Below are 26,491 nucleotides of genomic sequence, written 5' to 3' on the forward strand. Positions count from 1 at the left end.
TATTATTGCCCCTCCCGGGCTTGGGCTGCAGCGGGCTCCGCCTCCTGAACACCGGTTACAGGATAAGCAAGCACCGCCCCCAGCAGCTCTGCCGGAGATTGAGCATACTGTAAGAACGCATCGGCTGAACGCTCCAGGGGGAACACCTTGCTGATCAGCGGTCCAACCTGAATATCGCCTTCAGCGATCAGCCGGATGTATTCCGCCATGTTGCGTCCTTCGGTCCAGCGGACGTAGCCATAAGGATAATCAATCCCTTGCTTTTCATAGACAGGATCGTAACGGCCCGGACCGCCTGCTCTGGAGATCAGTACCTGCGCTTCCTTCCCGAACATCAGCTCCCGCGAGAAGTCCGCCCTCACATCTCCGACCAGCAGCACCTTCCCCTGGTTCCTCACCCATTCCAGCGCCTGATCGACAAGCCCGCCGGACTTGCCCCCGGCACAGATCATTACGGCATCCGCTCCCATTCCCGCCGTCAAATGTTCCAGATGCGAGCTGACCTGCTCCGGACTCACTGCAATGTGGCGGATGCCCAGGCTCTCAGCGATGCTGCAGCGCGCTTCAAGCAGATCATAGACGATGACCCGGCAGCCGGCAGCCCTGGCAATTTGCGCAATCAGCTGGCCGAGAATCCCTGCTCCAATCAGCACCAGCGTCTCGCCGAACTGCAGGTCAGCCTGCCTTACAGCATGCACTGCGATGGCTCCAAGACCCACCGTTGACGCTTCCACCGGACTGACATGCTCCGGAACCGGCACCATTAGATGCTGTGGCATCAGCAGCCATTCCGCGTGTTTCGCATAAGGCCCCCCATAACAGGCCACCCGCTGTCCAACTGGCCAATGCTCCATTCCCCGTCCCCGGGACCGGATGATCCCTACTGCACTATATCCGAGAACTATGGGTTTCGGGCGGTGAGCACCATTCATCATCATTTCTGTTCCGGGACTGATGGCCGAATATTCAGTCTCAACGAGCACGAATCCGTCCTCCAGCACCGGAGCGGGAATATCAGCCACGTTAATTTCACCATTCTGGGATAGTACCGCCTTCATATAGCCTCTCTCCTCCCGACTGCTTCGCGCAGATTACGGTGCGAATGTTGTTTTCTCTATTTATGCTCTGTTTCTGCTCCCTTACCCGTTCACTCTTTCAGTGCCCCGATCATGACGCCTTTGACGAAATACTTCTGCAAAAACGGATAGATCATCAGAATAGGCACCGTTGCGATAATAATCGTCGCGAACTTGATAGATTCACTGATGCGGAACACCTCATCCTGTGTAACACCGGCCAGCATATTCTGCGCGGAGGACTGAATCAGAATTTCCCGCAAAATCAGCTGCAGCGGAAACAGATCACGGTCCTGCAAATAAATCATCGCCGAGAACCAGCTGTTCCAGTGTCCCACCGCATAGAACAGTGTCATTACCGCCAGTACAGGCATTGATAACGGCAGTACAATCCGCAGCAGAATGCGGAAGTCATGGGCACCGTCGATTTTGGCCGATTCCACCAGACTCTCCGGTATGGACTGGAAGAAGGTCCGCATCACGATCAGGTTAAAGGCACTGACCGCACCCGGCAGCAGCAGCGCCCATCTTGTATCGTACATTCCGAGCTCACGCACATTCAGATAGGCAGGAATCAGCCCCCCGCTGAAGAACATCGTAAATACGATGAACGCCATAATCAGGCTGCGCCCCTCCAGATTCCTTCTGGACAGCGGATAAGCTCCAAGTGTAGTTAGAACCAAATTGATAAAAGTGCCCGCGATGACATAAATGAACGTATTCCCGTAAGCAGTCCAGATCCGCTGGTCCTCAAAAACCAGCTTATAAGCATCCACATTGAAGCCCTTCGGCCAGAAGCTGATCTCGCCGGCGGCGATGGCATGCGCATCACTGAATGAGGATACCAGTACATACCACATGGGATACAAGAACAGGAAGGAACAGAAGATTAGGAACAGAACATTGCAGCTGTCAAATATCAGTTCCGGAATGCTGCGTTTGATGACCACTGTCTTCCCTCCTAAGAGTTTAATGGAGCTATACTTCCTGCGTGAACAGCGCAATTAAACTTGCTTCGGAAGCATAGCCCTTCTCACCATAAGCTGCTCTCGGTGGTCTTCCGGCTGATCCGGTTCGCCAGCACCAGCAGCGTAAAGTTGATCACGGAGTTGAACAGTCCCACCGCCGCCGAGAAGCTGTAATCAGCTTCCATAACACCGCGTCTGTAGACAAAGGTGGAGATGACGTCTGCCGTGACGTAGGTTCCCGGATTATACAGCAATATAATTTTGTCCCAGCCCACATTCAGCAGGGTCCCGACATTCAGAATCAACAGGATCAGCACTGTGGGCAGAATTCCCGGCAGTGTAATGTGGGTAAGCTGCTTCCAGCGCCCGGCCCCGTCCACAACTGCAGCCTCATAGAGGCTTGGGTTAATGCCGGACAAGGCTGCAAGATAGATGATAGAGTTCCAGCCCAGGCTCTGCCACATGCCTGAACCGACATAAATGGTGCGGAACCACTCCGGCAGGATCAGAAACTGAATCGGCTCAGAGATGATTCCAATGCCGATCAGCAGGCTGTTGATAATGCCTCCGGGCTTCGTGAAGTCAATAATCATGCCGCAGATGACAATTAATGAAATGAAATGCGGCAGATAAGACACCGTCTGCAGGAAGGACTTCAGCTTTTTGATCCGCAGCTCATTAAGCAATAGGGCGAAGACCAGCGAAGCCGGAAAAATGAACAGCAGCGAATAAAAGCTCATTAGGAAGGTGTTCTTCAGCAAACGGAAGAAATAATAGCTCTCAAAAAACTTCTCGAAATTTTTGAAGCCCACCCAGGGGCTGCCGGCCACACCTGCGAAAGGATTGAAATCTTTGAAGGCGATTATCGCCCCGTACATTGGTTTGTATTCAAAGATGAGGAAATACAGCACAGTGGGCAGCAGCATGAGATAGAGATAACGGTTAGCCATCATACGCTTCAGCGAAAGGGAACTCCGTTTCGTCTGCTGTTTCCTGCTTTTAGCCTTGATTGCATTTACGGGTACTGCCATAGGGGGCTCCTTTCCCGGACAGAGGCGAGGGTACCGGTTATCTTAGTGCCAGGAGGCTGCCGGAATTTCCGCAGCCCGCCCGGCTAAGACAGCCCTGCTCCGCTTATTTTCCTTTAAAACGCTCATATGCAGCCTGGTACTGCTTCAGCACCTCACCAATCCCCATTTGCTCCAGCTGCTTCATGACTTTGTCATAATCATCGAAGCTCTGGCGTCCCATAATCTGGGCATTGATCGTTTCAGCCACATAAGTCTGAATGTCAGCCATAAGCGGAACCACAATTTCATTTTCTTCAGCCGTGAATTGTACGGGCGGCAGCTTCGCGTCAAAGTCAATATAATCCTTGTAAATCTCCAGCGGATTCTCCGTTTGTCCGTTCGCTTCACGGATCTGTTCGGCATAACGGGTATCAGCCACTGTAGCCCAGCTTCCGCCGCCGATGGTATGGTTCAGCAGTTCCTGCGTATTGGTCAACCCGTTGGTAGGATGAGTAACCTCTTCCTTATATACCGGCTCGCCGTTCACCAGATCATAAGACTTGCCTTCCACCCCGAAATTGTTCAGCAGAATGCCTTCTTCAGAATACTGGTAGTCCAGCCACTTCATCACTTCTTGGGGATGTGCAGTCTTCGAAGATACAGCAAGTCCATGGGCCGCAGCCTGCCAGCGGAAGGAGACATGGCGCTGATCACCGCCCGGCCCCTTTGGAGGAATGGCTGCTGCAATTTTGAAGGTGTCATGCTTGCCTTCCATCAGCGTTGTGAAGTTCCCCATGTAGGACCCCGACCAGCCGAACCAGGCACCGGCCACATCCGTAGTCACCTTCTCGGTCAGCGTCTGGAACGTTGTGTCCACCAGATAGTTCGGGTCCAGAAGCTGTTCTTCATATAGACGGTTCAGATAGGCAACCACATCCTTGAACCGCGGATCATTAGGCCCGAATTTCACTTCACCGTTATCCACGAAGAACCCGTATTCAACACCAAAAGCCGGTGCGAACAGCATCATAATGTTCTCCAGATTGACGGTGACGAGCGGAATTTCATCTTTTTTTCCATTACCATTGGGATCCTGCTCCCTAAAGGCTTTAAGCATGTTATACCAGTCTTCTGTAGTTTGCGGCATCTGGAGTCCCAGCTTCTCCACCCAGTCACTGCGGACCTGAGGGAACATTTGGGTCAAATCCTGGGAATCGAGTACGAGGTTCGGCAGATAATAGATATGCCCTTCAGGCGAAGTGATTTGTCCCCGGATATCCGGGTGGTCATCAAGGAGCTTTTTGAAGTTTGGTGCGTATTGCTCAATCAGATCTTCCAGTGGAAGGAGCGCTCCCTGAGCGCCGTATTTGCCGGAGTCCGTCCCCCACAGATCGTTATAGATAATATCCGGAAGCTTGCCGGAGGACATCAGCAGACTGAATGCTTCTGCGCTGGCTTCTGTACTGTGCTGAAAGTTGATATGAATGTTGGTGTTCTCTTCCATTTGCTGAAAGGAGTACTTCTCATTAAAATCGGTTCCCCGGAAATTCCCCCCGCTTGGGGACCAAAGGGACAGCTCCAGCTTGTCCGCCACAATCGGCACCTGGAGGCCGCCAACGGACCGGCTTCCTTCTACAGGAGCAGCCGTCTCACTCTGAGCACCCGAAGAGGCCGATGGTTCAGCGGCGTTGCCTCCATTATTGTTTGACCCTCCACAGGCGGACACCAGTGTAACGAGCAGTGTCAGGACCGGCAACAGCAGAGCTAGCTTCCTTTTAGCAACATTCATAATTCAGCCCCCTATTAATAAGTAAAAGTAAGATAATTCCTATGAGATATTTACTAACACACGATAAGGGAATCAACAGTACATCAACAATTCGTTTTTACAGAATAGCTATCAGCGCCTTTCCTCTTGATTTTCTCCTTCAGCCTGTCCGTTTTTTAATAATTGTGACGTTTTCCTCATTCCTGACTTCTTTTTGATTCATATCCAAGCTGTTCAGATCTATACTTTTGCATTACTGATATACATCTGATGTATTTATTATATTTTCACCTTTCGTTGAAGTCAATTAAATTTTGAATATTTATCAGCGTTTATGTAATTATACATCACATTAATATTTCATCAATCGAATTTATCCTCTTGATATTGTGAAAAAGCTAACATGATTTGATATGGAATGACTCATGGTTTTCATTTCACGTTTTCTTTTTAAACCTTTTCTAGTAGTAAACACAGCAAAAAAAGCGTGATAATAGCAGAATCCTGCTATCACCACGCTTAATCTCCGATCCAGAACCGCTGCAGCCGCACTCAGGCGGGCGTGTCCGTTGCCTTATCCGCCTTCGCCCTGTTTTCTTCTGCAATCAGCCGGCCCATTTCCTCATACATAGAGGTCTCATCAATCATTCTGGACCAATACGCATTCAAAAGCTTGCGGAAGCTTTGCAGCACAGCAATAGGAAGCCCCAGATCTCTGAGGTATGAAAATGTAGGGAATAGCTCTCTGTACATCAGATATCTCGAAGGACGGTTCAGATGATCATCTACGGCCATTTCAGCAATCCGTTTGCGTGCCGGAATACTGACCGAACGTTCGCGGATCATCCGCTGCGCCTCGGCCGAGGCCAGAAAGCTGACGAATTGCCGCGCAGCCTCTTTCTGCCGGGAATTCCTCACTACCGCCGCACCAATGGTGACGAGCAGTGTTTTTTGCGGGTCCCTGGCTTTGAGCGTAGGCAGCGGGGCCAAGTCATAGTCCAGGGATAGGTCCTTGAATTCGTTCAGATTGTAGTAGGTCGCCAGGATCATCGATACCTGCTCCTGGACAAACAGCGATATCGTTTCATCCTCATGATTGCCGGCCAGGTATTTGGGGAAGATCTGATGATTGTTCACCAGCCTGCTGTATATATCCAGACTATTGGCGGTCTCGGGACTCAATGTGGGATGGTGTCCTCCGTCCTCCGTGATCCGGATTCCACTCTGCAGCAGAAACACTGAATAGCGGTTCTCGGAGGCGGGTACAAAATACACGGCATGGCGCCCCCGTTTCTCCGACAGCTGCCGGGCCGACTCCATCAGATCATCCCAGGTCCAGTAACTGTCCGGTTCAGGCAGGTCAGCCTCACGGAAATGGGCTTTGTTATAGCAGAGCACCACCGGCGAGAAGGAAATCGGGTAAGCAAAGAGCTGTCCCTCATGCAAAAAAGCTTCGCTGGTAATCGGATACAGCCCCGGATCAGGCTCCAGCGCCTCAAGCAGCTCGGCGGACCCGTTCTCGGCCATCTCCTGAAACTGGGTGCTGTTGAGGGACAACACATCCAGCATTCCGTTATTCATCAGCTCCAAGGCAGAATTCACATGATCGAAGTCATTCAAGGCGAGCGGCAGAACATGAATCCCGGGATGCAGCCGGTGGAATTCTGCTATGAGATCGTCCAGCTTGAAGTCCTTGGTCAAGGAAGAGCTACAGCCGAAATGGATGCGGATCCGCTCCCTGACCGACTCCATTACCACGCTGCCTACACGGTCAATCTTCAGAATCAGACCTTCTTGTACAAGGACATCCAGTCCTCTGCGGACGGATTTGTTACTGAGCTCAAACTGTTTGGCCAGCAGGCTCTCGGCAGGAAGATACGCTCCCGGCTGCAGAATACCGCTAAGAATATCTGTACGGAGCTTGCTTACCATATAATCCAGTCTTTCCCGGAAGGACTGTCGTCCTGATTTATTATTCATGTATTATTCTCCCTGCACCACTTAAATTTACATCATCACCTTTTTATTGTGCTTCAACATGGAAAGGTTGTCAAACGCAAATCGGGCTGCTCTGATCCTATACCTTACTTAACTGCTCAACCGCCTGCTGCTCATCCGCCAGGAAAAAAATATCTTTCCCGTTATTGCATTCATAGATGAAATCGCGCAGACTCCGGCTGGTATAGCCGCTGAAATCTCCAACCACTGCTGCCTTTACATGATAATTAATAAACTTCTGCAGAATCTCGCCGGCCAGCCGGGTCTTCAAATCAAAAAAGCTTTCGCTGAGCAGAGCTTTATGAAGGACAATCCGGTCACAATCCACTTCATACCGTACCGTTGCCATTAAATCCAGCGCATCCTGAACATCACGGACTAAGGTCTCGCTGCCGCTCACTACGGCTATCGTTTTTCCGCCATGAATTACTTTTGCTATATTCATCATCAGCCTCCGGTGAATAATTAATATCTATTATTGTACTACAACACATGATTCAATTCTGTAAAAGCCTTCATTCGTAGCGTATAATAGACACTACCAAAATTCACAGCAAAGGATCTGAAACGCATGAACCTGAGTATGAACTGGATTACACTCAGAGTGCGCGATCTGGAGGCTTCCCTTGATTTCTATCACAGGATTCTGGGACTTCCGGTTGAGCGCAGATTTGAGAGCAGAGGAAAACAAATTGTGATGCTGGGCGCAGAAGGACAACCGAAAATCGAACTTATCCAGGGAAGTGACACGGCGTTGAAGCCCGAATGCGGTATTTCTGTAGGTTTCGAGGCGGGCTCGCTGGATGAAGCTATGGCAGAGCTCAGTAACAAAGGTATCCCGGTAGCACGCGGACCCATTTCGCCGAACCCTCATCTGCGTTTCTTTTATATTCTGGACCCGGACGGCTTCGAGATACAGATTGCGGAGCACAGCTAAAATGTCAACAGAGCATCGGCTCTCCTGTTATTGGGGAATCACTGCTCTCGCGTTTTTGGTCATTTGCAGCTTGTTTTCTAATAAATGATGGTAATACAAAGAGCTGTCCCAAGCAGCCATTTCCCGGCTTTTGGGACAACCCTTTGTTAAAGATAAATAATATTTCTATTATTTCTTAAGCAGCAAGGACACTACCTTCGCACATTCCGCCCGATTCGCGAATGCCTGAGGCATGTAGAATCCGTAAGAATTACCTTCGAGGAAGCCGAGGGATTCAGCAGCACCAACTGCATCCGCTGCCCATCTATCGATCTTGTCTGCATCGGCAAATGCGGTCAGTGAGACTAACGGCGTTGTAATTCCACTGTGAATCTCGTAGGCCCTCATCAGAATCACCGCCATTTCTTGACGCGTAATCTTTGCTTCGGGTGCGAAATCCCCTCCGGTGTACCCCTTCACCAGACCGGACGCATAAGCTGCAGCAACCTCGCTTGCATACCACTTTGTATTGTCTACGTCACTAAATGGATTAACGTCAGCATCCTTCACTCCGAAGGCGCGGACGAGCATTGAAACAAATTCGGCACGGGTCACTTCTCTCTTAGGTGCGAAGGAGCTCTCACTAATGCCTTCGATAATATGTTTGGCGGCAACTTCCTTAATGACATTGTACGCCCAATACTTGCTGTCAACGTCTGCAAAGGTCTTGTCGTATTCCAGTACAGCATACTTGCTGAAGTGGTTTACTTGTGCGGTCATCCACTCTTGTTCTAGGGTTCCTCCAGCATATTCAAGCTTGCCATCGTCTGCGATATTGTAGATTCCAAGCAGCTGCGGATTCCCGTTGTCCCGGACCTTCAAGCGAAGTGTAACGGGTTCCGCGAATTGCGTCATTGGAGTCCTCGTCCCGTCCGGATTAACGATAGACAGATTGAAGTTATACACATCTCCAGCCAGCTTCAGATCAGCGTCATTCTTGTTATTCGCCTGCTGTAATAGCACAGCATTGTCTTCAGAAGACAGTGCGTTCCATCCAAAGGAAAGCATTCTACCCGAAAGATTCTCTCCAGCCAAAGCTTGGAGCGCCTTCAGAACCTTCCCTGGAATCTCTACAACTGCATCATTAGCTTCCACTCTCAGTACGTTTGTCCCATTGATTGCTGCTGCATTCGCAGGGAGCCGTATTTCTTTAACGCCGTCCGCAATCGAAATTACAATTCGGCTCTCTGCATTCGCTTCCGGGTTAGCCAGGACTTGAATGTCCGGCTGCGGCGTTGGCTGCGGTGTCGCCTGCGGAGCTGTCCACACAGTATTGGAGTCAGGTGTTGCATTAGATACCGGACTCGCTATTGGACTTGTCGTTGGACTTGTCGTTGGACTTGTCGTTGGACTTGTCGTTGAACTTGGCATAGGGGTTCCTGCCGGAGCTGGTGTAGCCTCACCTGGAACCTCAGGAGATGAATCGCTATTGCGCACAAATGTCACATCATCCAGGTAGCCGTAATGATTGTCCGTATTGGTTTTAACATTGAAGCCCAGTAATGCAATTCCGTCATCTCCGACATGTACATGGTTCAGCGTTAACGTCCGGGGATTCTGCCAGGCGCTGCCTGAATATGTGATTGGGACAGAATAGGTCTGCCCCTCTGAAGCGATATACATGATGGAGCCGGATGCCGGTTCGCCTTTATCCCCGAACACTTTTGCTTGCAGCGTATAGGTCCCGGATTCAAGTCCTGAGAAGCTATGTGTAAGCATGAAATCGATCGGCTTATCATCGCCATAATCGAATCCGCCTGAAGCGCTGCTGTCTCCGAATGTCGAAGGCCTGGTTCCATTCAGATACCAGTCGGCAATTGATCCGTTCACTGTGAGGTTCGACGTCTGAACTGCACCAGCTTTCTTAATAAGCTTGAAATCGTCAATATTTCCCCACTGCCCGCCGGAGTATTTCAGATTGGCACCTATGCTGAGAGTTCCGTCTGTTACTTCAATCGTATCGATCGTTGGATTAGACCATTGCTGCCAGCCTGTATTCACAAAACTCTGCTTCTGATCTCCAGCATAAATCTCGGCGATCTCTTCGCCTCCACCACCTGAGACCCAGGCTGATAACTGATACGTTCCATTCTCAAGTCCCTTGATCGTCTGGGATATTTGAATTTCAGCAGCCGGCGCACTCCAGTAATGTAATGCAGAGGACCCCGAATGAACGTCAGAATCTGCACTTACCGCGTCCGCATCACCCGTAAGGGTCCAGGCATTCAAACCATCTTCGAACCCGGGGTTCTGGATGAAGCTCGCACTTGGCACTACAGTAATTTCAGCCGCATCTGTAAATCCGCCGTCGTAAGTAACCGCCGTTACTGTGGCCGTCCCGGCAGCAAGTCCGGAAACTGTCCCTTTATAGGGGTCTACTTTTACAATATTGGGATTAGAGCTTGTAAAGGTTACGCCTTTATAGGTTGCATTATCAGGACTGATCATTGCTTTTATGCTGCCGGTGCCCCCTACTTCAAGCGAATCCGTGTGCTTGTCCAGAGTAAGTGATTGCACTGGATAACGGTTAATTTCAGCAGCCCCGTCAATGAATGCATCCATGGCAAAGGAAGGCGTACCATCCGGGTTCCACGCTGACAGCGGATATCCGAAATATACCCCTTCAGGCGCCCAATAAAAGACACCTGTTCCCTGCCCGTCCGGCACCGCCTTCAACTGATTCTGAACAGCTACGAGCATGTTGTATACATTATCCGCGTTTCTGCTGACGTCCCCGCCAACCTCTACAATCATAACTTCTTTACCGTATTTTTCAGCAATCGTGTTCATGTTGGAGGATAGTTCATTAATGGAGGAAGTGAAGACCGAATCCGGATAATAGGATAGCCCAATGATGTCGTAATCACTGTCCTTAAGACCCGCCCCTGCCAGACCGGCATAGAACGAATCCACACCACTATCTGCACCGTTGGCTCTATGAATGATGATCTTAGCAGCAGGGAAAACCGCTTTGGCCGCACCCGATCCGGCTTGAATTAACTGAACAAGATTAGCGGTATTGCTGTAGCTTCCAAGCGGATGCATCATTCCGTTGTTAATCTCATTGCCAATTTGTACCCACTCCGGAGTTACGCCTGCTGTCTTCAATGCATTCATGACTTCAGAAGTATATTCCGATACATGCGCCTTTAACTGCTCCAGATTGTCAATGGCCCATGCTGCAGGTGTAACCTGTTTCCCGGGATCGGCCCAGGAATCACTATAGTGTAAATCAATCATAATCCTGAATCCGAGAGCGCTTACACGAGAAGCCAGAGCAACGACTTCTTCTGTACTGTTATGTCCATTGGAAGGATCATCCGACGGATTCACAAAAGCCCGCAAGCGTATCGAATCAATTCCATGATCCTTTAAGATCTGAAGAAGATCCTGCTCCGCGCCTTGATCATTGTAGAATTTATACCCCTGGGCTTCCATTTGGGGCAGCCAGCTGACGTCAGCACCTTTAGCGAATGAACCAGGAATGGATGAAGCGTTCACCTTCAAAGGTTGACCCAAGGCCGTCATAGACATAAGGATTGCGATTATAAGAAGTTTAGCAAGTATGCGTTGTCCTTTTTTCATCAAATTTCCTCCTTAATTAATATTTCTTACATCACTGCACCACATAAATAAGCGCTCTCATAAAAATAACCCTCTGATCTTCCTTCAGCTTCTCCCTTCCTCTCACCTTTCTCTGGATAGTATAGACCAACGCAATCCCCGCAGATAATTAGGCAAAACAACGAAAACATATACATATTCAATTTTTTCCTGTATTTTTAACGGATTTCTAATCTCCAGCTTGTTCCTTGTACTTCTCCAGACAGCAAAAAAACGGCATCTCTGCCGTTTCTTGTGTTATGGACTCTCAGGGGCTCGAACCCTGGACAAATAGATTAAGAGTCTACTGCTCTACCAACTGAGCTAAGAGTCCGTATGTGTCTATGTATTCTAATCTACAAGACGATAATCTCTAAGCTGTGAACGACCGCTCAAAAGATACTTTCATAGTATACTTAATATAACTGTCCCTGTCAACAAATAATTATATTTCCTCTTGCTCAGCTGCTAACTGCTGCAGTACAAAGCCCTGAAGCACCTTGTACTGTGCAGTTTATTTCATATCCAGCTTACCCTTCGGCCAATCTGTGAACTTACTCTATACGCGGTTTTTCCGGATCATCATATAATAAATCGGGAGTCCGGCCAGCGTAATGCCGATCCCCACCAGCGAACGCAGCGGATCACTGATGATCGTGCTGGCCAGAATATAGATTCCGCCTGCCACGCCAAGGATCGGGGTGAACGGATAGAGCGGCACGCGGTAGCGGCCTGGTTCATGCGGCATTTTCTTGCGCAGGATGAACACGCCGAACACACCCATCGTAAAGAAAATCCACAGGACAAACACCAGCAGGTCTGTCAGCGTATTGAAGGTACCGGAGAAGATGTAGATCACCGCCAGCACACTCTGAAAAATAAGCGCATTCGCCGGGGTCTGGAACTTCGGATGAATACTGCTGAGTACCCGGGAAAATGGAATCTGCCGCTTCTCCCCCATCGCCTGCGGCACCCGCGCAGCGGTCATCAGGTACCCATTCAGTGCTCCTAATACGGAGACAATGATCCCTGCCGTAATAAAAGCTCCGCCGCCGCTGCCGAACAGCGCTTCTGCCGCATCTGCACCCGGAGTCTGGGAGGAAATAATCTGATCATAGGGCAGCGCTTTGAACACTGCAATGTTGAACAGTACATACACGGCAATTACAAAAATAACGCCGATCGAAATGACCTTTGGCAGCGTTTTGGCCGGATTGTTGATTTCACCCGCCATATTGGTCACGCTGATCCAGCCGTCATACGCCCAGAGTGTGCCCAGAACCGCCGCCCCGAAGCCCGCGCCTGCCGCTGATGCACTGATTCCTCCAAAGCCGGGAGCCAGATCCGAGAACAAACCTACGCCCACGATGCCCGCTACCGGAATCAGCTTACCCACTGTAGCCACAGTCTGGATGATTCCGCCGAACCTTGTGGCGATGACGTTCATCAGCAGAATGAAAGCCAGAATGCCCACGGCCAGCAGCTTCTGCTGCCAGTGATTCAGGGGCAGGAAATAGCCGGAGTATGTGGCAAAAGCAATCGCCAGCGCCGCAACAGAAGCCGGATAAGAAATCACCGCCTGCACCCAGCCGAGCAGATAGCCGAATACCCCGCCATACAATTCACTTAAATATGTATACAAACCTCCTGATTTCGGAATCGCGGCAGCAATTTCCGCCACGCTGAGCGCCGAAGCCAGTGTAATAATCCCCCCGGCGCCCCAGGCCAGGATACTCATCCATGGAGTTCCCGCGTTATTCAGCACAATCCCGGGCTTCAGAAAGATCCCCGATCCGATAATCATCCCGACCACAAGGGCCAGGGCTTGCATGAAGGTGATACTTTTGGTTAACGGCTTCGAATTCATAATGTGATTCATTGTCCTTTCATTCTCAGGTTTTTATTTATCAAACGTCCTCCAGGCTAAGTTCAACGCTGCACTCCCCTATTCCGCAGGACAAATTTCTGATGAGGGTAATTGAATTCTTCCACCAGCTCCGCTTCGGTAAAGCCGATTTTTCTATACAATGAACGCGGGGCAATCCCCTTGCTGTCATTCTCCCTAAAGGTTATTACAGAAATATCCGCATCCTCCGGAAATAACGACAGCATCCGCTGAATCATAGCTTCAGCAATACCTTGTCTCCGGTGTTCAGGATGGACAGCCATACAGGAGAGGCACTTGGCATTATATGAAAATAACAGAAGTCCAACTACCTCATTGGCAAGCTTGGCACACACCGCAGTACGCCTGTTCATATTCTTAATTACCGTCTGCCTGTAGCCTGCCAGTAATTCATCCGTATCTATACCCGGAAAGTTATCGCGAACGATATCAATCATGTGCATCCAGGAATCGAGATCAGTTAATTCAGCTAACTCCACAGTGTATTGTCCCTTCATTCTACATCCCTCCAGAATGGCATTGTCGCATGGAATAATAAGAAATACCATTACAAAGTTAACAGGCCATGTGAAAATTGTCTGCAGCACAAAAAAAGGAGCGAATGAATCGCCCCTTCTCCCTGTATGTTCTTATTGCGGAAGCAGCATGCGGAACAGCAGAGCCGCCATCTCCTGTTTGCTCAGCGCACGTTGTGAACCGTAGTCGGACATGCCGTAAGGCTCCGTAACCTCCGGTCCATGCAGCTTCCAGCTAACGATTGAACGGACAGCATCGGCAGCCCACTTCGACGTACCCGGTGCAAGCACGGCTGTAGAACCCGGTACCCTGATCCCTGTTGCTGTAAGCAGGCGGTAGACGATTGCCGCTGCTTCTTCGCGCAGAATCGGACGGTCCGGCTCGAACAACCCGTTGCCGGTTCCATTCAGCATGCCAGCCTCGACAGCAGCTTGAATATCCTGCCCGTACAGTGAATTACCGGTGTCCTTGAATAAGGACGGATTCGATGACTCCGGGATGCTCCATATCGTATTAAACGTATGGATGAACGCTCCGCGGGTAACTTTTTGCTCAGGCTCAAACGGCTCCGAAAGCTCCTCTGTCAAGAAGCCCAGTGACCGCAGGCTCAGAATATAGCCGGCATACGGATGATTGGCCGGCACATCCGGAAATCCGGCTGGATTCTCCGGGAGTTTGGACGCATAGCTATATAGATTGGAGTATTTCATATAGAGGATATGACCCTCATTATCCGCTTTGAAGGCCAGCGGATTCCCCTCTTCATCCACGAACAGCAGCTCGCTAATCTGCTTCAACTGATGACGGCTGAGCACATCACTCACCGTTAGGGTACCGTCTGCGTTTGCTTGGACTTTCGTCAGCAGTTTAATTCTTAGATCGGAGTACAAGCCCTCGAACCTGGCCAGTTCGTCCGCACCCTGCACCTGATACCCCTGCGGTTCATACGGCGAATGTCCCCCTGCATAATAATGATTCATAAATGCGGTGAACAGATCATTACGCAAATCCTGATTGGTATTGTATGAAACGAAGACTCCAGTACGCCGGTCAGGCAGAATCCACAGCAGAGAGCTATAACCTAGAATGTCTCCGCCTTTGGAGATCACCTTCTCCCCTTTCGTCTGGGCCGGGATTACAGGCGATTCAAAGCCATAGGTCGTATCCGGCAAATCGGGATGAATAACCATCCGGTAGGAAGACATCGCCTTAACCGATTCCCCGGACAGGATTACCGTACCGTCAGCAGCCTTGCCGCCATTCAGAAAAGCTTCCATGAATAGCGCCATATCAGATGCGGTTGATAACATGCTGCCTTCAGGCCACTCCGCTGGAGAGAAGCCGTATAGCGGTATAGCGCTACCCTCCCCGTCATAGGAAGGCACGAGCCGGTCTGCCAATTCAGGAGTTACACTGAAGCTGCTTGAATTCATGCCAAGCGGCTTAAACAGATGGTTCTCCACATAGCTCCCGAAGGATTCTCCGCTTACCTGCTGCACGATATATCCCTGTAGTCTGGAAGCGAAATTATCGTACATGTAAGAGGCTCCCGGCTCGCGGACCACAGGAGGAAAGACATCATAGATGCTTTCCTTTAAAGAAACCGGCTTACGGGAAGTGTCATACAGATAGCTGGCGTCGGAAGGTTCGCGTACTTCAAAACCTGTCGTATGCGTCAACAGATGTTCTACCGTTACCGGAGTATCATAAGGATTCGTTAGCGTGTAGCCGTCCAGGTATGTTTCAATATTGTCCTGAAGTGAGATCTTCCCTTCATCGACCAGCTGCATAATGGCAGCTGCAGTGAATACCTTGGACACGGAGCCGATCCGAAACGTATCCCTGCTTGCATCTACCCCTGACTTCGCTGATTTGCCGGTTACCCCATACCCCTTAGAGATGAGGGTCTCCCCGTCCTGCACGACTGAGACCGCAGCAGCTCCGGCTTTCGCCTTAACATCCGCTCTGGCAAAAAAACCATCCAGAAACGCCTCGACTTCCTTCGCATCATGAGGGCCATTCTGTACATCTGCATCTGCAGCGGCAGCGCTGCTGAGTTCAGCATGCAGTTTGATGGAGGCTGGACTCACTGAAGATTCCGGCTGCTGAGCATAGGCACTTCCTGCATTAACACAACCCAGTATAAGCAGAGCGCTTAGAATGCCGGACTTGATACGGGTGTTATCCCTTTTGTTATTCCTTTTGATATTACCTTGTTTCAACTGCAGCCTCTCCCTAATGTCCTTAAATTTGGAGTTCCCAAGACGGAGTGAAGTGTCCGTTCCAGCCAACTCCTTCATTGTAGGGGGTCGGGTAAGCACTGTCGTGCGATTCAGCTGCTGATTAAGAGGCCTCATGTGACATTGTTGTCACTTGCAGGCTTCAAGCTCCGTGAGTCTCTCTCAAGAACTTCACAGATTGCTCAATGAATTCCTTCAGGACAACGGCATCAATATCGTCCAGCTTGTTTACGTATACACAGGCTTTGCCCGCCTTGTGCTTCCCCAGCCTCTGCAGCAGCTCTTCCCGCTGGGCATCACCCGCTGCAAAGTATAGGCTGATCTTCGCTTTTCTCGGCGAGAAGCCTACCAGCGGTGCATCCCCTTCATGCCCTGTTGCATACTTGTAGTGATACGTTCCGAAACCAATAATGCTCGGTCCCCACATTTTCGCCGGAAATCCGGTCGTTTCGCTGAAAATATCCAGCAGCTTGTACGCGTCCTCACGTTTCTTGAGGCTAGCAATTTGTTCGATGAACTCAATAACGCTGTTATCGGTTACTTTTGTTTTCTGCTCGTACATAAGTGGGTCGCTCCCTCATTAGTCCTTATTTCCCCACCACTATAGCATATACTTGGTACCCAGAACATATCATTAGGTCAACTTTGGTTATAAACAAACTCCACATTGCAGCATCCATTCTCTGGAAATATACTTAGAAGGTATCGTGCCGGAAGCGTTACCATGTAGAACGACACGAACAGGTGAGTCCATATGTAAGCGCTTATACAACACTCAACCTTGTAGGATGCTACTAAATTTAAGGAGGCTTAATTTATGCTGTACACTCCAGGCATTGCCGACTGCTCACCGGCAGAGGTAGGTTATGACGCTTCACGAATCGGCGTTTTGCACACCCATTTCCAGAATCTGATCGATGACAACAAGATCCAGGCTGCGTCTTACTGCGTTTCGAGATATGGCAAGACGTTTATGCATGGTGCCATTGGTCCGCTCTCTTACCGGGAAGACCAGACGGAACCGCTTTTATCGACAACCGCCCACAACATCGCATCTATCACCAAAGCCGTTACCTCAGTAGGCATATCCAAACTGGTCGAGGACGGATTTCTCCGGTTCGACACCCTTGTCGGCACGATCTTGGAGCCATTTAATGTGGGACCCTTCAGCAAAATCGATATCTACAGTCTTCTGACTCATACCTCAGGATTATTTCCCGACTGTGCGGACAACCTGATTCCGTATCACAAATCTTATTGGCAACTCATCGGAGAGTATTTCGATCAATACAAACCTGCGGATGGTGAGCCGGACTGGATCACAGCCGCACTGAGCTGCGGAGTTAATAAAAAGGTTGGCGAGGAGTGGCAATACTGCTCATTCGGCTTCTGTATCCTCGGTGAGATCATTAAGAAAGTCACAGGCATACCCGCTGAACAATACATAGAAGAGCAGATTCTGCAGCCGCTGGGGATGAAGGATACGATGTGGGAACCGACTCCGGAGCTGGCTGCACGCTTCATTATCAGAAACGAACAGTATGAAAAGCGGCTACATGACCTGATTCATGGTATTCAGCCTGAAGTCTCTCCAGCAGAAAGTCTGTGGGAAATGGTTTCCAGTACTGGTGGGGGCCTGGTCTCTACACCGGCTGACCTCATCCGGTTCGCCAATATGCTCCTGGGCATGGGAACGCTAGGTGATACACGGATCATCGGCCGTAAGGCAGTCGAGAAAATCACAACCCGTACTTTATACGGAGTGCCTGATTACTGCTGGGGAAACGATGTCAAAGACCGGAGCTATGGCATTGGTCTCGATATGAGAAGAGGTCCCGCCTTCCTCTACTCAGATTCCAGTTATTTTCATGAAGGTGCCGGAGCCTGCTGTATGGCTATTGACCCCACTGAGCAGCTTGCCGCGGTATGGTTCGTGCCTTTCACCGATGATAACTGGTACGCAGAGGCGTTGTTCAATGTGACCAATATTATCTGGTCTGGACTTATTTAATGAACCGCCTTACGCATAATTGGCTGATTTGCCGCTCAGTAGCAGAAGTAACCTACAAAGAATGGAGTGCCTACCGCACCCATTCCATGGTGTCCGTTATCGTCGGCCCCGTGTATTTCATGGTGCAATATTTCATCTGGACGGCGGTATATGGAGATCACGCTACCCTCGGTGGTATCGGTCTCCCCCAGATGATCCGCTACTTCGGCGCTACTGCACTTATCGGCTACCTGATTATGGATTTTGCCGACTGGAACCTGTCCATGCTTGTGCGCACCGGTAAGTTTCTCACCTTTCATCTGCGTCCGATTCATCACCGTTCCTTCGCCTTGTTCCAGAAGATCGGGCACCGCTTTCTCGGCTTCCTGTTTGAATTTGTGCCCTGCCTGCTGATCTTCATTTTTATTTTTGGAATTGATATGCGGCCGGCAAGCTTCCCATGGACATTACTGTCTGTGCTGCTTGCCTTTCTGATGAATTTCTATGTGAATTATGCAATTGGCCTGACTTCGTTTTGGCTTGTGCAGTCGGGCGGAATACGAAGCGCGTTTATGCTGGTGTCGGCTATTTTTTCAGGGGCGCTCATTCCGCTCGACTTCTTCCCGCACTGGCTTCAGGTGATCCAGTTCTTCCTGCCGTTCCAATACATCGCCTACATGCCGGCAATGGTATTCACCGGCCATTATTCGCTTGGCGGCCTTGAGCTGTCCATTCCGCAGGCTGTAGGCATGCAGGCTGTGGCTGTGCTAATTACCTTCGGACTTAACGAGGTCATCCGCCGCCAGGCTATGAAGCAATTCACTGCTGTCGGTGCGTGAATGCCCCGATGAAAGGACAGTTCTCAACATGAAACGGTATCTGGATGTTTATAAGCAGTGCATGTACTCCGCCGTTCAGTCGGCCGCGGCCTACCGGATGAATTTCATCGTCAGCAGTCTGATTACACTGGTTGGCAACATTCTCTTTCCGCTGGTAACCCTGCTTATTTACAGGGCTGGCACCAGCTTCCCCGGTTGGAGCTTGTATGAAGTATTGTTGATCCAGTCTGTATTCACCATGTCCAGCGGCCTCTCCAGCCTTATATTCGGCGGTGTTCTCTGGACTACCATGTCGCATGTCCGTGAAGGCAGCTTCGAGGTGATTCTGCTCAAACCGCTGAATCCGCTGTTTTTTATTGTGGCCACTACATTTTCTACCGAAAGTGTCGGCCTGTTTCTGGGCGGTGTTGCACTATTCATCTTCTCAGCTGCACATGTAGGCACCATTCCGTTCTTATCCTGGCTGCAGTTTGCCGGGATGTTCATCGCCGGGACGGCAGTCCTGGCCGGATTATCCCTGATGATGGCTGCAATGTCCTTCAAATGGGTGGGCAATTCGCGAATTTCTGAGCTTGCGGACAGTGTGCTGCATGTCGGCAAATATCCGCTGCCCGTATTCCCGAAGGCCGTGCAGGCTGTGGCCACGCTGATCATTCCTGTGGGGATGGTGGGCTTCCTGCCTGCTTCCGCTCTGCTGGGCCGGGTGCAGGCCAGTGATTTCGCGGCTATTGTGCCCTGCTTCTTATTTCTGGCGGCAGGCATATGGGTGTACCGGCATATGATCAGATTGTACGAGGGGGTTGGCGGGTAATGCCGGTTATTGATGTGAAGCATTTGACCAAGACATATACAACCTATAAGCGGGGCGCAGGCATGGGACAGACCTTCCGGAGCTTCTTCCAGCGCGAGGAAGTCGTGGTCAACGCTGTTAACGATATCAGCTTTGCCATTGGGCAGGGGGAAATCTGCGGTATTCTGGGTCCCAACGGAGCAGGTAAATCCACAGCGATCAAAATGCTCTGCGGCGCGCTGTATCCGACCCGCGGAGAAATTCAGGTGCTTGGATATTCCCCTGCCCGGGACAGGAAACATTATGTCGGCAAAATCGGGGCCGTCTTCGGCCAGAAATCCCAGCTGATCTGGGATATCCCGCCGATTGACAGCTTCAACATGAACAAGGCGATCTACGGAATCAGCACTCCGGATTTCAAGAATCGTCTGGACGAGCTGACGGAGCTGCTGGATATTGCCCATGTGATCGAAAAGCCTACCCGCGTGCTCTCTCTCGGCGAGCGCATGAAATGTGAATTCGTCATGGCGATGCTGCACGGTCCGGATATTCTGTTCCTCGATGAGCCGACCATTGGACTCGATGTGATCGCCAAGGTCAAAATCCGTGAATTCATCCAGCAGATGAATAAGAAGCAGAATATGACCTGTATCCTGACCACCCATGATCTTGAGGATGTGGAGGAGCTTGCCCACCGGGTGATTGTCATTAACCATGGGGAGAAGGTATTTGATGATTCGCTTCAACAGCTGAAGCTTTTCCTGGGGGAGAAGAAACAGGTTAGTTTTACTTTTGTAGAATCTGCACAGGACACTGACTTCGACAACACCTACACCAAGGTCATCGAACGGCCGTCTGACTTTCAGATTACGCTTGAAGTGGATACAGCACGGATTTCTATCAGTGACTTCATCGAGAATATCTCCCGGAAGCACCGCTTCTCCGACATCTCGGTCAAGGAGCTGCCCATTCAGCAGGTTGTCATGAATATCTATGAGAATGAAGGTGGGATTAACGCCTGAGTGTTACATTTACAAAAGCGCAGCTTCTTAGAATATCGAATTTTGTTGGTGAACACATGGCTTATGTATTGCGAATATAAAACAGCCCTTCCCCGTCAGCAGACGGACAGGAAGGGCTGTTTTTGTATTGATTATTCTGCTGTGTGATCCACCGATGCCGCTTGGATATTGCCGAATGCCCAGTACTGCGCAGGGACGTCGGACCATCGCGGTGCCGCGCTTGTCAGCGGAGTGATGCCCAGGGCACGGTTGACGATGGTTACGGCCTCCGCACGGGTTAACGTTTGGTTCGGACGGAAGGTTCCATCCTCGTAACCGGTGATCACGCCCGCTTTGGCCGTCATTTCAACGGCTGCCTGTGCCCAGTGGCCGGCAATATCGCTGAAGCTGACTGCATTCCCCTGACCGTTAGTAACCAGACGGGACAGAATTGTCGCCATTTCGGCTCTGGTGATCGTTTGGTTTGGTTTGAAGCTGCCGTCAGCGTAACCTTTCATAATACCGCTTCTGCTCACCAGATTAATTGCATTTGTTGCCCAGTGGCCGGCAGCAAGATCTGTGTATGCAGCGCCGGAAGTACTGGCTGACGGGTTGAAGGTACGGGCAATGATGCTGGCCATCTCTGCACGGGTAATGCTCTTGCCCGGCCGGAAGGTGCCGTCAGTGTAACCCGTCATATAAGCCTTCACTTGTACCGCAGGATCTTGTGCAAGAACCACTGTAAATGTACTGAATTTATTGACATTAAATTGAATCCCGGACTTGCCGGTTTGGCCGAAGGGTACAATTTCACCCCTAACCAGTTCTTTGGTGCCGTCGCTGTGCTCAATGAAGACCGCCAGTGCCTTCAGCTGTTCTGCAGTTAACGAAGTGTTGTTAATCGGCAACACCAGCGTCACCGGACGGCTCTGCAGATTGGTATCAATCGTTACCGGACGGCCTACCAGCGTCACCGCCCCACCGCCGGATAGACTTTGAACCTGTGCTTTTGCACGCGCTCCAGCATCTGCACTCTGCTGCTGCGTTTTTAAGGGTACCAGGTTGAAGTAAATATCTGTACCAAACCCAACCAGAGAGCTTCCCGGCACCTTCACTTCAGCATTAACCGTGAAGATGTCCAGACTGATTTGATTATCGGCAAATTCCTTGCTGGAAGCGGCTGGAATCGTCAGTCTAGTTTCCGCAACCTCATCATTGGCATCAGGAACGATGATTCTGGCAATATTGGAACCAGCCGCCTTAAGCTCATTAATCGCTCTGAGCGCTTGATCTAATGCGAACGTAATAACATCACTTTTCACACCATTTGCATCCTTCGTGCGGCTAACGACAACGGAGGATACGTTGGAGCCTTGGGTTGAGCCGTTCTCAACATTTAGATTAATGGTTTCGGTCTGTGTGCCCGGCGTCGGTATTGCTGCAGGAGCCGCTCCTCCGGAACCTCCAGAACCCGATGCGGGAGGATCAGTTGGCGTGACGGGTACAGGAACGGTTGAGAAGTTCCAGACGGTTTTATCCGCAATCCCCGCAAAGCTGTTCCCTGACTCATCAGTAAATGCACCCGGGTGAATCAATACATAATAGCTGCCGCCCTGCTTCAATAGACCGCCTGTATTAATGCTGATGGTAGCATTCATAATGGTGACAAGCGCCAGATTACCCGCTTTAATCGTCGTTACGATCATATCATCCGCCGCATTCACAAGTTCAATATTGGCATCCCCGGCTAATACATTCTCGTTAAAGGTCAATGAGAGCGCAGCGGATGTGGATACTTGGGTCGCATTGTCTACCGGACTATAGGCTGTCACCAGCGGCGCTGCTGTATCAGGCCCGCTTGCTGTCACAAACCGCCAGGCTGTGATGCCTGCAATACCGGCAAAGCTGTTGCCTGCGTTATCTTTAAATGCGCCTTCTGTAATCCGGACAAAGTAGCTTGTACCATGCTCCAGATTGTCAGCCGGATTAATAGTTACAATATTATTCTGAATCGTTACGATGTCTGATGTGACGGGAATCGTCACTATCGGATGAATCTCATCTGTGCTTTTGAAAATCTCAATGCTGCCTTCCGCTTTCTTTACATTCTCGCTGAAGGTAAGAACCAGATTAGCGCCAAGAGCTACTTCCGTTGCCCAAGGCTCCGGAGAATACGTGCTCACCGTTGGTGAGGTTCTATCTGGTACACCGGTTGTTGTAAAGTTCCATACTCCGCTGCCGGTGATGCCAGCATAGCTGTTGCCTGCAGTATCTTGGAACGCCCCGGTTCCAATCCGTACATAGTAACTTGTACTATACTTCAGATCGTCAGCCGGATTAATCGTCACTACATGATTATGGGTGGTTACATTTCCGGAAGCAGCGGGAATTGTAGCTACCTGGGCATTATTCGCACTATTGTAGATCACAATGTTACCTTCCCCTGCCGTTACATTCTCGCTGAAGGTAAGGGTAAGATTGGCGTCAATCCCCACTTCCGTTGCCCCAGGCTCAGGCGAAAACGCGGTTACTGTTGGTGCTGTCGTATCTGGCGCAGCAACTGTTGTGAACTGCCAGGTTGTGCTGTCAGAGATACCTGCAAAGTAGTTGCCCGATGTATCTGTGAATGCATCGTCCGTGATCTGAACAAAGTAACTTGTTCCATACTCCAGATTGTCTGCCGGATTAACCGTCACTACTTCATTCAGGATGGTCAGGTCACTGGCAGAAATCGTAGCTACCGACTTGTCTGACGCACTGTTGTAGATCACAATGCTGCCTTCACCCGCCGCTACATTCTCGCTGAAGGTAAGCACAAGATCGGCCTCAACGCCTACACCTGTTGCACCGCTAGCAGGTAAATACGCGCTTACGGTTGGTGCAGCCGTATCCGGTTCACCTGTTGTTGTGAAACGCCAGGTTGTGCTGTTCTCGATGCCAGCATAATTGTTGCCGGCCGTATCTTTGAATGCCCCGGGCCCGATCTTCACAAAGTAGCTTGTGCTGTAGCCCAGCTCATCCTCCGGATTGATCGTTACCACATTGCCTTGGACCGTTACAATTTCGGAAGTCACAGGAATGGTCACAGCCGGGGTATTGCTATTCGCACTGTTATAGATTTCAATACTGCCTTCTGCTTTGGTTACATTCTCACTGAAGGTAAGGGTCAGGTTCGCACCAGCGGCAACCTCCGTTGCTCTATCCTCAGGCGAATAAGAGCTCATCACCGGTGGTGTAGTATCCGGCGCCTCGGCTGTTGTAAACTGCCAGGTCTCGCTGTCCATGATTCCGGCATAATAGTTGCCTGCCGGATCAATGAATGAACCATCTCCAATATTCACAAAGTAGCTTGTACTGTATACTAAATCATCAGCAGGATTAATTGTTACCACCTTATCAAGAATCGTTACATAGTCAGAATTAACTGGAATCACCGCTACCGGAACAATGTCATCCGCGCTTTTGTAAATCTCAATATTACCGCTCTCCTTCGTTACATCCTCGCTGAATGTAAGCGTCAGATCCGTGTCAATGGCTACTCCCGTTTCTCCCTTATCAGGAGAATAAGTAGTTACAGTTGGAGCAGTTTCATCCAGCTCGGCTACTGTCGTAAAGCTCCAGTCATCACCTTCAATCGCTACATTCCCACTTTCACTCTCGTTGTAGAACGTATCGCTGTCAATTGTGACTGCATATTTAGTCCCTTTATCCAAATCCTTTTCCGGATTAACCGTTACAGTATTATTCTGTACGGTTACCCTGATGCTGTCGTCCACCGGGATGGTTTCAACCGGAGCTGACATGTCCGAAGCTTTGTAAATGTTAATGTTACCACTGGCTGCCATCACCTTCTGATTGAATGTCAGAACCAGCTCAGCATCGATGGCTATATCTTTCTCAGATATCTCCGGAGACTGACTTATAACCCGCGGAATGTTGAGAACCGGATAGGAAACAATCATCACGCCGAGGTCACCGACTGCGATAAAACGATCTTGCCCGGCAATAAACCCGATGCCATTAAGTTTTTTAGTCGTGCCTGTAGTCTCAGGGTGCCAAGTCTGGCTTGGATCAGCGGTATAGTAGACATTCCCGCTGTCTCCCGTTGCCATAAATACGCCGCTGCCGGATGCAACTCCATTCAGATTCACTTGTCCGTCAATGGTTCTGACCGACCATCTCGAGCTATCCGCAGAGATTACGACCGTTCCGGACGCGCCGACCGCCACGAATAGACCGCTGCCGTAGCTGATGCCGTTCAACAATTTACCACTCGTTTTGGAATCTTCCGATTTCCACTCCGCTCCATTCGAAGAAGTTACGATGGTACCGCCAGCACCTACAGCCACGTATTTGCCGTTGCCATAGGTAACAGCATTTAAGTGATTCAAGGTCTTACTATCGGAGATCCTCGCCCAGTTGACTCCGTCTGAAGACACTACAATTTTCCCGCTATTGCCTACTGCAACAAAAAGGCCGCTGCCGTAAACAATACCATTAAGCGTAATCGTGTCCACCGAGGTTCCGGCTGCCCAACTAGTACCGTTGTTGCTGGAGGTCAGGATTTGGCCGTTCGAGCCGACCGTTACGAACTTGCTGTTGCCGTAAGCAATGCCGTTAATAGCATTAGTAGTGCCGCTAGCAACCTTCGACCAGACCTTACCGTCGGTGGAAGTGCCGATCAATCCATCCGTACCAACGGTAATATAGGTATTATTGGCGTAAGTTACCGTCTTCAGTGCACTGGAGGTGGGGGAGCTGAATTTTTCCCAGCTGCTCGTTCCGCCAGTACTCGCTGTCGCGAAAAATACAGAACCCTCTGAGCCAACGATAAAATAACCAAAATCGGTAGCCTTAATCTTCATCAGATTATCCGTAGTTCCGGCTACTGAAACTGAACTGCTCCAACCGCTCGTTCCGGTGGCTGAATATATCAGTTTGCCTGCATCGCCGGCAATGAAAAATCTGTTGTTTCTATAAGATACAGTATTGAAATCTTCTGTAAGAACGCTTGTCCCCTTTGTCCATGTACCCAAAGTGTTCGAGGCGCTTAATATTTCCCCATCTGCTCCGGCCGCAACAAACACATTGCCGCCATAGCCGATGCCGTTCAAATCATTAGTAGAACCGGAGGTCTGCGGCGTCCAGACCAGCCCATCCGAAGAGTTAATAATTTCCCCGCCATCGCCAACAGCTACAAACTTGCTGTCACCATAAGCAATAGCGTTAAGATCCACACTAACCCCTGAGGTTGATGCAGCCCAAGTGATGCCGCCATCGCTGGACGTAATTATTTTGCCTGAATCGCCGACTGCGACTAAACTGCTGCCGCTGTAAACAACTGCGTTCAAGTTTTCAGATATGCTTTCAGCTATGCCTGTAGTCTGAGTGGTCCAGGATGTACCATCTGTAGACGTTATGACGGTTCCCTTGTCGCCTACAGCAACAAATTTGGCGTTAGCCCCTGAGCCTATATTAATAATATCGTTCAAGTCATTAACTACACCTGAATTACGGATCGCCCAGGTCGTGTAGTTGCTGAACGTACCCACGCTTCCTCCTTCACCTACCACAACGACTGTATTTGCGCCTATAGTTACTCCATTTACTTTGTTGCCGCTTGGCAGCGGGCTGAGGTTCTCCCAGCTTACCGGAGCTGTATTCTCCGTACCTGCAGATGCGGGCAATGCTCCTGTCACAAATAAACAGATTACGAGTAACAACGCGAAATACTTCTTCAATCCCCTGCTCATTAACAATGTATCGCTCCCCCTTATTCATTCATCATTTTCCGTCCGCTGTATAGCAAG

General features: G+C 50.1%; 17 protein-coding genes and 1 tRNA gene. 5 read left to right on the top strand and 13 right to left on the bottom strand.

The window, feature by feature from the left end; all coding sequences use genetic code 11:
- Positions 1–2: 2 nt before the first annotated feature.
- From MKX70_RS28515 to MKX70_RS28540, 6 genes are all read right to left on the bottom strand, one after another.
- Positions 3–1,058 (bottom strand): zinc-dependent alcohol dehydrogenase, encoded by a 1,056-nt coding sequence (locus tag MKX70_RS28515; protein WP_042234744.1) that lies wholly within the window; start codon positions 1,056–1,058, stop codon positions 3–5.
- 89 nt (positions 1,059–1,147) lie between these two features.
- Complete coding sequence (locus tag MKX70_RS28520; protein ID WP_042234742.1) at positions 1,148–2,026, bottom strand: carbohydrate ABC transporter permease; 879 nt, start codon at positions 2,024–2,026, stop codon at positions 1,148–1,150.
- Between the two features lie 83 nt (positions 2,027–2,109).
- Entirely contained in the window at positions 2,110–3,075 is a 966-nt protein-coding gene (locus MKX70_RS28525) for an ABC transporter permease (RefSeq protein ID WP_445323686.1), read from the bottom strand.
- A gap of 103 nt (positions 3,076–3,178) precedes the next feature.
- Positions 3,179–4,843, bottom strand: coding sequence for an extracellular solute-binding protein (locus tag MKX70_RS28530; protein WP_042234740.1), 1,665 nt, complete (start codon positions 4,841–4,843; stop codon positions 3,179–3,181).
- Between the two features lie 531 nt (positions 4,844–5,374).
- A complete protein-coding gene (locus MKX70_RS28535) occupies positions 5,375–6,802 on the bottom strand; it encodes an extracellular solute-binding protein (RefSeq protein ID WP_340841349.1) in 1,428 nt (475 codons plus the stop codon).
- Between the two features lie 97 nt (positions 6,803–6,899).
- Positions 6,900–7,265 (bottom strand): DUF4180 domain-containing protein, encoded by a 366-nt coding sequence (locus tag MKX70_RS28540; protein ID WP_340841708.1) that lies wholly within the window; start codon positions 7,263–7,265, stop codon positions 6,900–6,902.
- Positions 7,266–7,391: 126 nt separating this feature from the next.
- On the opposite strand from MKX70_RS28540, the gene MKX70_RS28545 reads away from it, so the two are divergent.
- Positions 7,392–7,757 carry a VOC family protein gene (locus MKX70_RS28545; RefSeq protein WP_340788621.1) on the top strand — a complete coding sequence of 122 codons (366 nt, stop codon included), beginning with the start codon at positions 7,392–7,394 and terminating at the stop codon, positions 7,755–7,757.
- A gap of 168 nt (positions 7,758–7,925) precedes the next feature.
- Here the strand turns inward: MKX70_RS28545 and MKX70_RS28550 are convergent, their stop codons facing one another.
- From MKX70_RS28550 to MKX70_RS28575, 6 genes are all read right to left on the bottom strand, one after another.
- On the bottom strand, positions 7,926–11,381 hold the full coding sequence (locus MKX70_RS28550; protein ID WP_340841350.1) for a glycosyl hydrolase 53 family protein: 3,456 nt from the start codon (positions 11,379–11,381) through the stop codon (positions 7,926–7,928).
- Positions 11,382–11,660: 279 nt separating this feature from the next.
- Positions 11,661–11,733: transfer RNA gene (locus MKX70_RS28555), tRNA-Lys, on the bottom strand.
- A 225-nt stretch (positions 11,734–11,958) separates the two neighbouring features.
- Entirely contained in the window at positions 11,959–13,278 is a 1,320-nt protein-coding gene (locus tag MKX70_RS28560) for an APC family permease (protein ID WP_340841351.1), read from the bottom strand.
- A gap of 50 nt (positions 13,279–13,328) precedes the next feature.
- Complete coding sequence (locus MKX70_RS28565; RefSeq protein WP_340788630.1) at positions 13,329–13,802, bottom strand: GNAT family N-acetyltransferase; 474 nt, start codon at positions 13,800–13,802, stop codon at positions 13,329–13,331.
- A 132-nt stretch (positions 13,803–13,934) separates the two neighbouring features.
- Positions 13,935–16,043: a serine hydrolase gene (locus tag MKX70_RS28570; RefSeq protein WP_340841352.1), complete on the bottom strand. Its 2,109-nt coding sequence runs from the start codon at positions 16,041–16,043 to the stop codon at positions 13,935–13,937.
- Positions 16,044–16,203: 160 nt separating this feature from the next.
- Positions 16,204–16,623, bottom strand: coding sequence for a DUF1801 domain-containing protein (locus MKX70_RS28575; RefSeq protein ID WP_340841353.1), 420 nt, complete (start codon positions 16,621–16,623; stop codon positions 16,204–16,206).
- 255 nt (positions 16,624–16,878) lie between these two features.
- On the opposite strand from MKX70_RS28575, the gene MKX70_RS28580 reads away from it, so the two are divergent.
- From MKX70_RS28580 to MKX70_RS28595, 4 genes are read left to right on the top strand one after another with little or no spacing between them, the layout of a single operon-like run.
- Positions 16,879–18,072 carry a serine hydrolase domain-containing protein gene (locus MKX70_RS28580; protein ID WP_340841354.1) on the top strand — a complete coding sequence of 398 codons (1,194 nt, stop codon included), beginning with the start codon at positions 16,879–16,881 and terminating at the stop codon, positions 18,070–18,072.
- Positions 18,072–18,890, top strand: a complete 819-nt coding sequence (locus tag MKX70_RS28585) for an ABC transporter permease (protein ID WP_042234729.1) — start codon at positions 18,072–18,074, stop codon at positions 18,888–18,890. Before MKX70_RS28580 ends, MKX70_RS28585 begins: the two co-directional genes overlap by 1 nt.
- Positions 18,891–18,918: 28 nt before the next feature.
- On the top strand, positions 18,919–19,701 hold the full coding sequence (locus MKX70_RS28590; protein ID WP_042234727.1) for an ABC transporter permease: 783 nt from the start codon (positions 18,919–18,921) through the stop codon (positions 19,699–19,701).
- On the top strand, positions 19,701–20,702 hold the full coding sequence (locus tag MKX70_RS28595; RefSeq protein ID WP_340841355.1) for an ABC transporter ATP-binding protein: 1,002 nt from the start codon (positions 19,701–19,703) through the stop codon (positions 20,700–20,702). The genes MKX70_RS28590 and MKX70_RS28595 overlap by 1 nt, the downstream gene beginning before the upstream one ends.
- A gap of 131 nt (positions 20,703–20,833) precedes the next feature.
- Here the strand turns inward: MKX70_RS28595 and MKX70_RS28600 are convergent, their stop codons facing one another.
- Positions 20,834–26,434 carry an Ig-like domain-containing protein gene (locus MKX70_RS28600; RefSeq protein WP_340841709.1) on the bottom strand — a complete coding sequence of 1,867 codons (5,601 nt, stop codon included), beginning with the start codon at positions 26,432–26,434 and terminating at the stop codon, positions 20,834–20,836.
- Positions 26,435–26,491 lie beyond the last annotated feature (57 nt).

This window comes from Paenibacillus sp. FSL R7-0312 (genome assembly GCF_038004445.1).
Taxonomy (GTDB): domain Bacteria; phylum Bacillota; class Bacilli; order Paenibacillales; family Paenibacillaceae; genus Paenibacillus_AQ.

Excerpts from the sequence above, each read along its gene's own strand:
- MKX70_RS28515 (WP_042234744.1), bottom strand. The coding sequence starts at position 1,058 with ATGAAGGCGGTACTATCCCAGAATGGTGAAATTAACGTGGCTGATATT.
- MKX70_RS28525 (WP_445323686.1), bottom strand. The coding sequence starts at position 3,075 with ATGGCAGTACCCGTAAATGCAATCAAGGCTAAAAGCAGGAAACAGCAG.
- MKX70_RS28530 (WP_042234740.1), bottom strand. The coding sequence starts at position 4,843 with ATGAATGTTGCTAAAAGGAAGCTAGCTCTGCTGTTGCCGGTCCTGACA.
- MKX70_RS28535 (WP_340841349.1), bottom strand. The coding sequence starts at position 6,802 with ATGAATAATAAATCAGGACGACAGTCCTTCCGGGAAAGACTGGATTAT.
- MKX70_RS28540 (WP_340841708.1), bottom strand. The coding sequence starts at position 7,265 with ATGAATATAGCAAAAGTAATTCATGGCGGAAAAACGATAGCCGTAGTG.
- MKX70_RS28545 (WP_340788621.1), top strand. The coding sequence starts at position 7,392 with ATGAACCTGAGTATGAACTGGATTACACTCAGAGTGCGCGATCTGGAG.
- MKX70_RS28550 (WP_340841350.1), bottom strand. The coding sequence starts at position 11,381 with ATGAAAAAAGGACAACGCATACTTGCTAAACTTCTTATAATCGCAATC.
- MKX70_RS28560 (WP_340841351.1), bottom strand. The coding sequence starts at position 13,278 with ATGAATCACATTATGAATTCGAAGCCGTTAACCAAAAGTATCACCTTC.
- MKX70_RS28565 (WP_340788630.1), bottom strand. The coding sequence starts at position 13,802 with ATGAAGGGACAATACACTGTGGAGTTAGCTGAATTAACTGATCTCGAT.
- MKX70_RS28575 (WP_340841353.1), bottom strand. The coding sequence starts at position 16,623 with ATGTACGAGCAGAAAACAAAAGTAACCGATAACAGCGTTATTGAGTTC.
- MKX70_RS28580 (WP_340841354.1), top strand. The coding sequence starts at position 16,879 with ATGCTGTACACTCCAGGCATTGCCGACTGCTCACCGGCAGAGGTAGGT.
- MKX70_RS28585 (WP_042234729.1), top strand. The coding sequence starts at position 18,072 with ATGAACCGCCTTACGCATAATTGGCTGATTTGCCGCTCAGTAGCAGAA.
- MKX70_RS28590 (WP_042234727.1), top strand. The coding sequence starts at position 18,919 with ATGAAACGGTATCTGGATGTTTATAAGCAGTGCATGTACTCCGCCGTT.
- MKX70_RS28595 (WP_340841355.1), top strand. The coding sequence starts at position 19,701 with ATGCCGGTTATTGATGTGAAGCATTTGACCAAGACATATACAACCTAT.
- MKX70_RS28600 (WP_340841709.1), bottom strand. The coding sequence starts at position 26,434 with ATGAGCAGGGGATTGAAGAAGTATTTCGCGTTGTTACTCGTAATCTGT.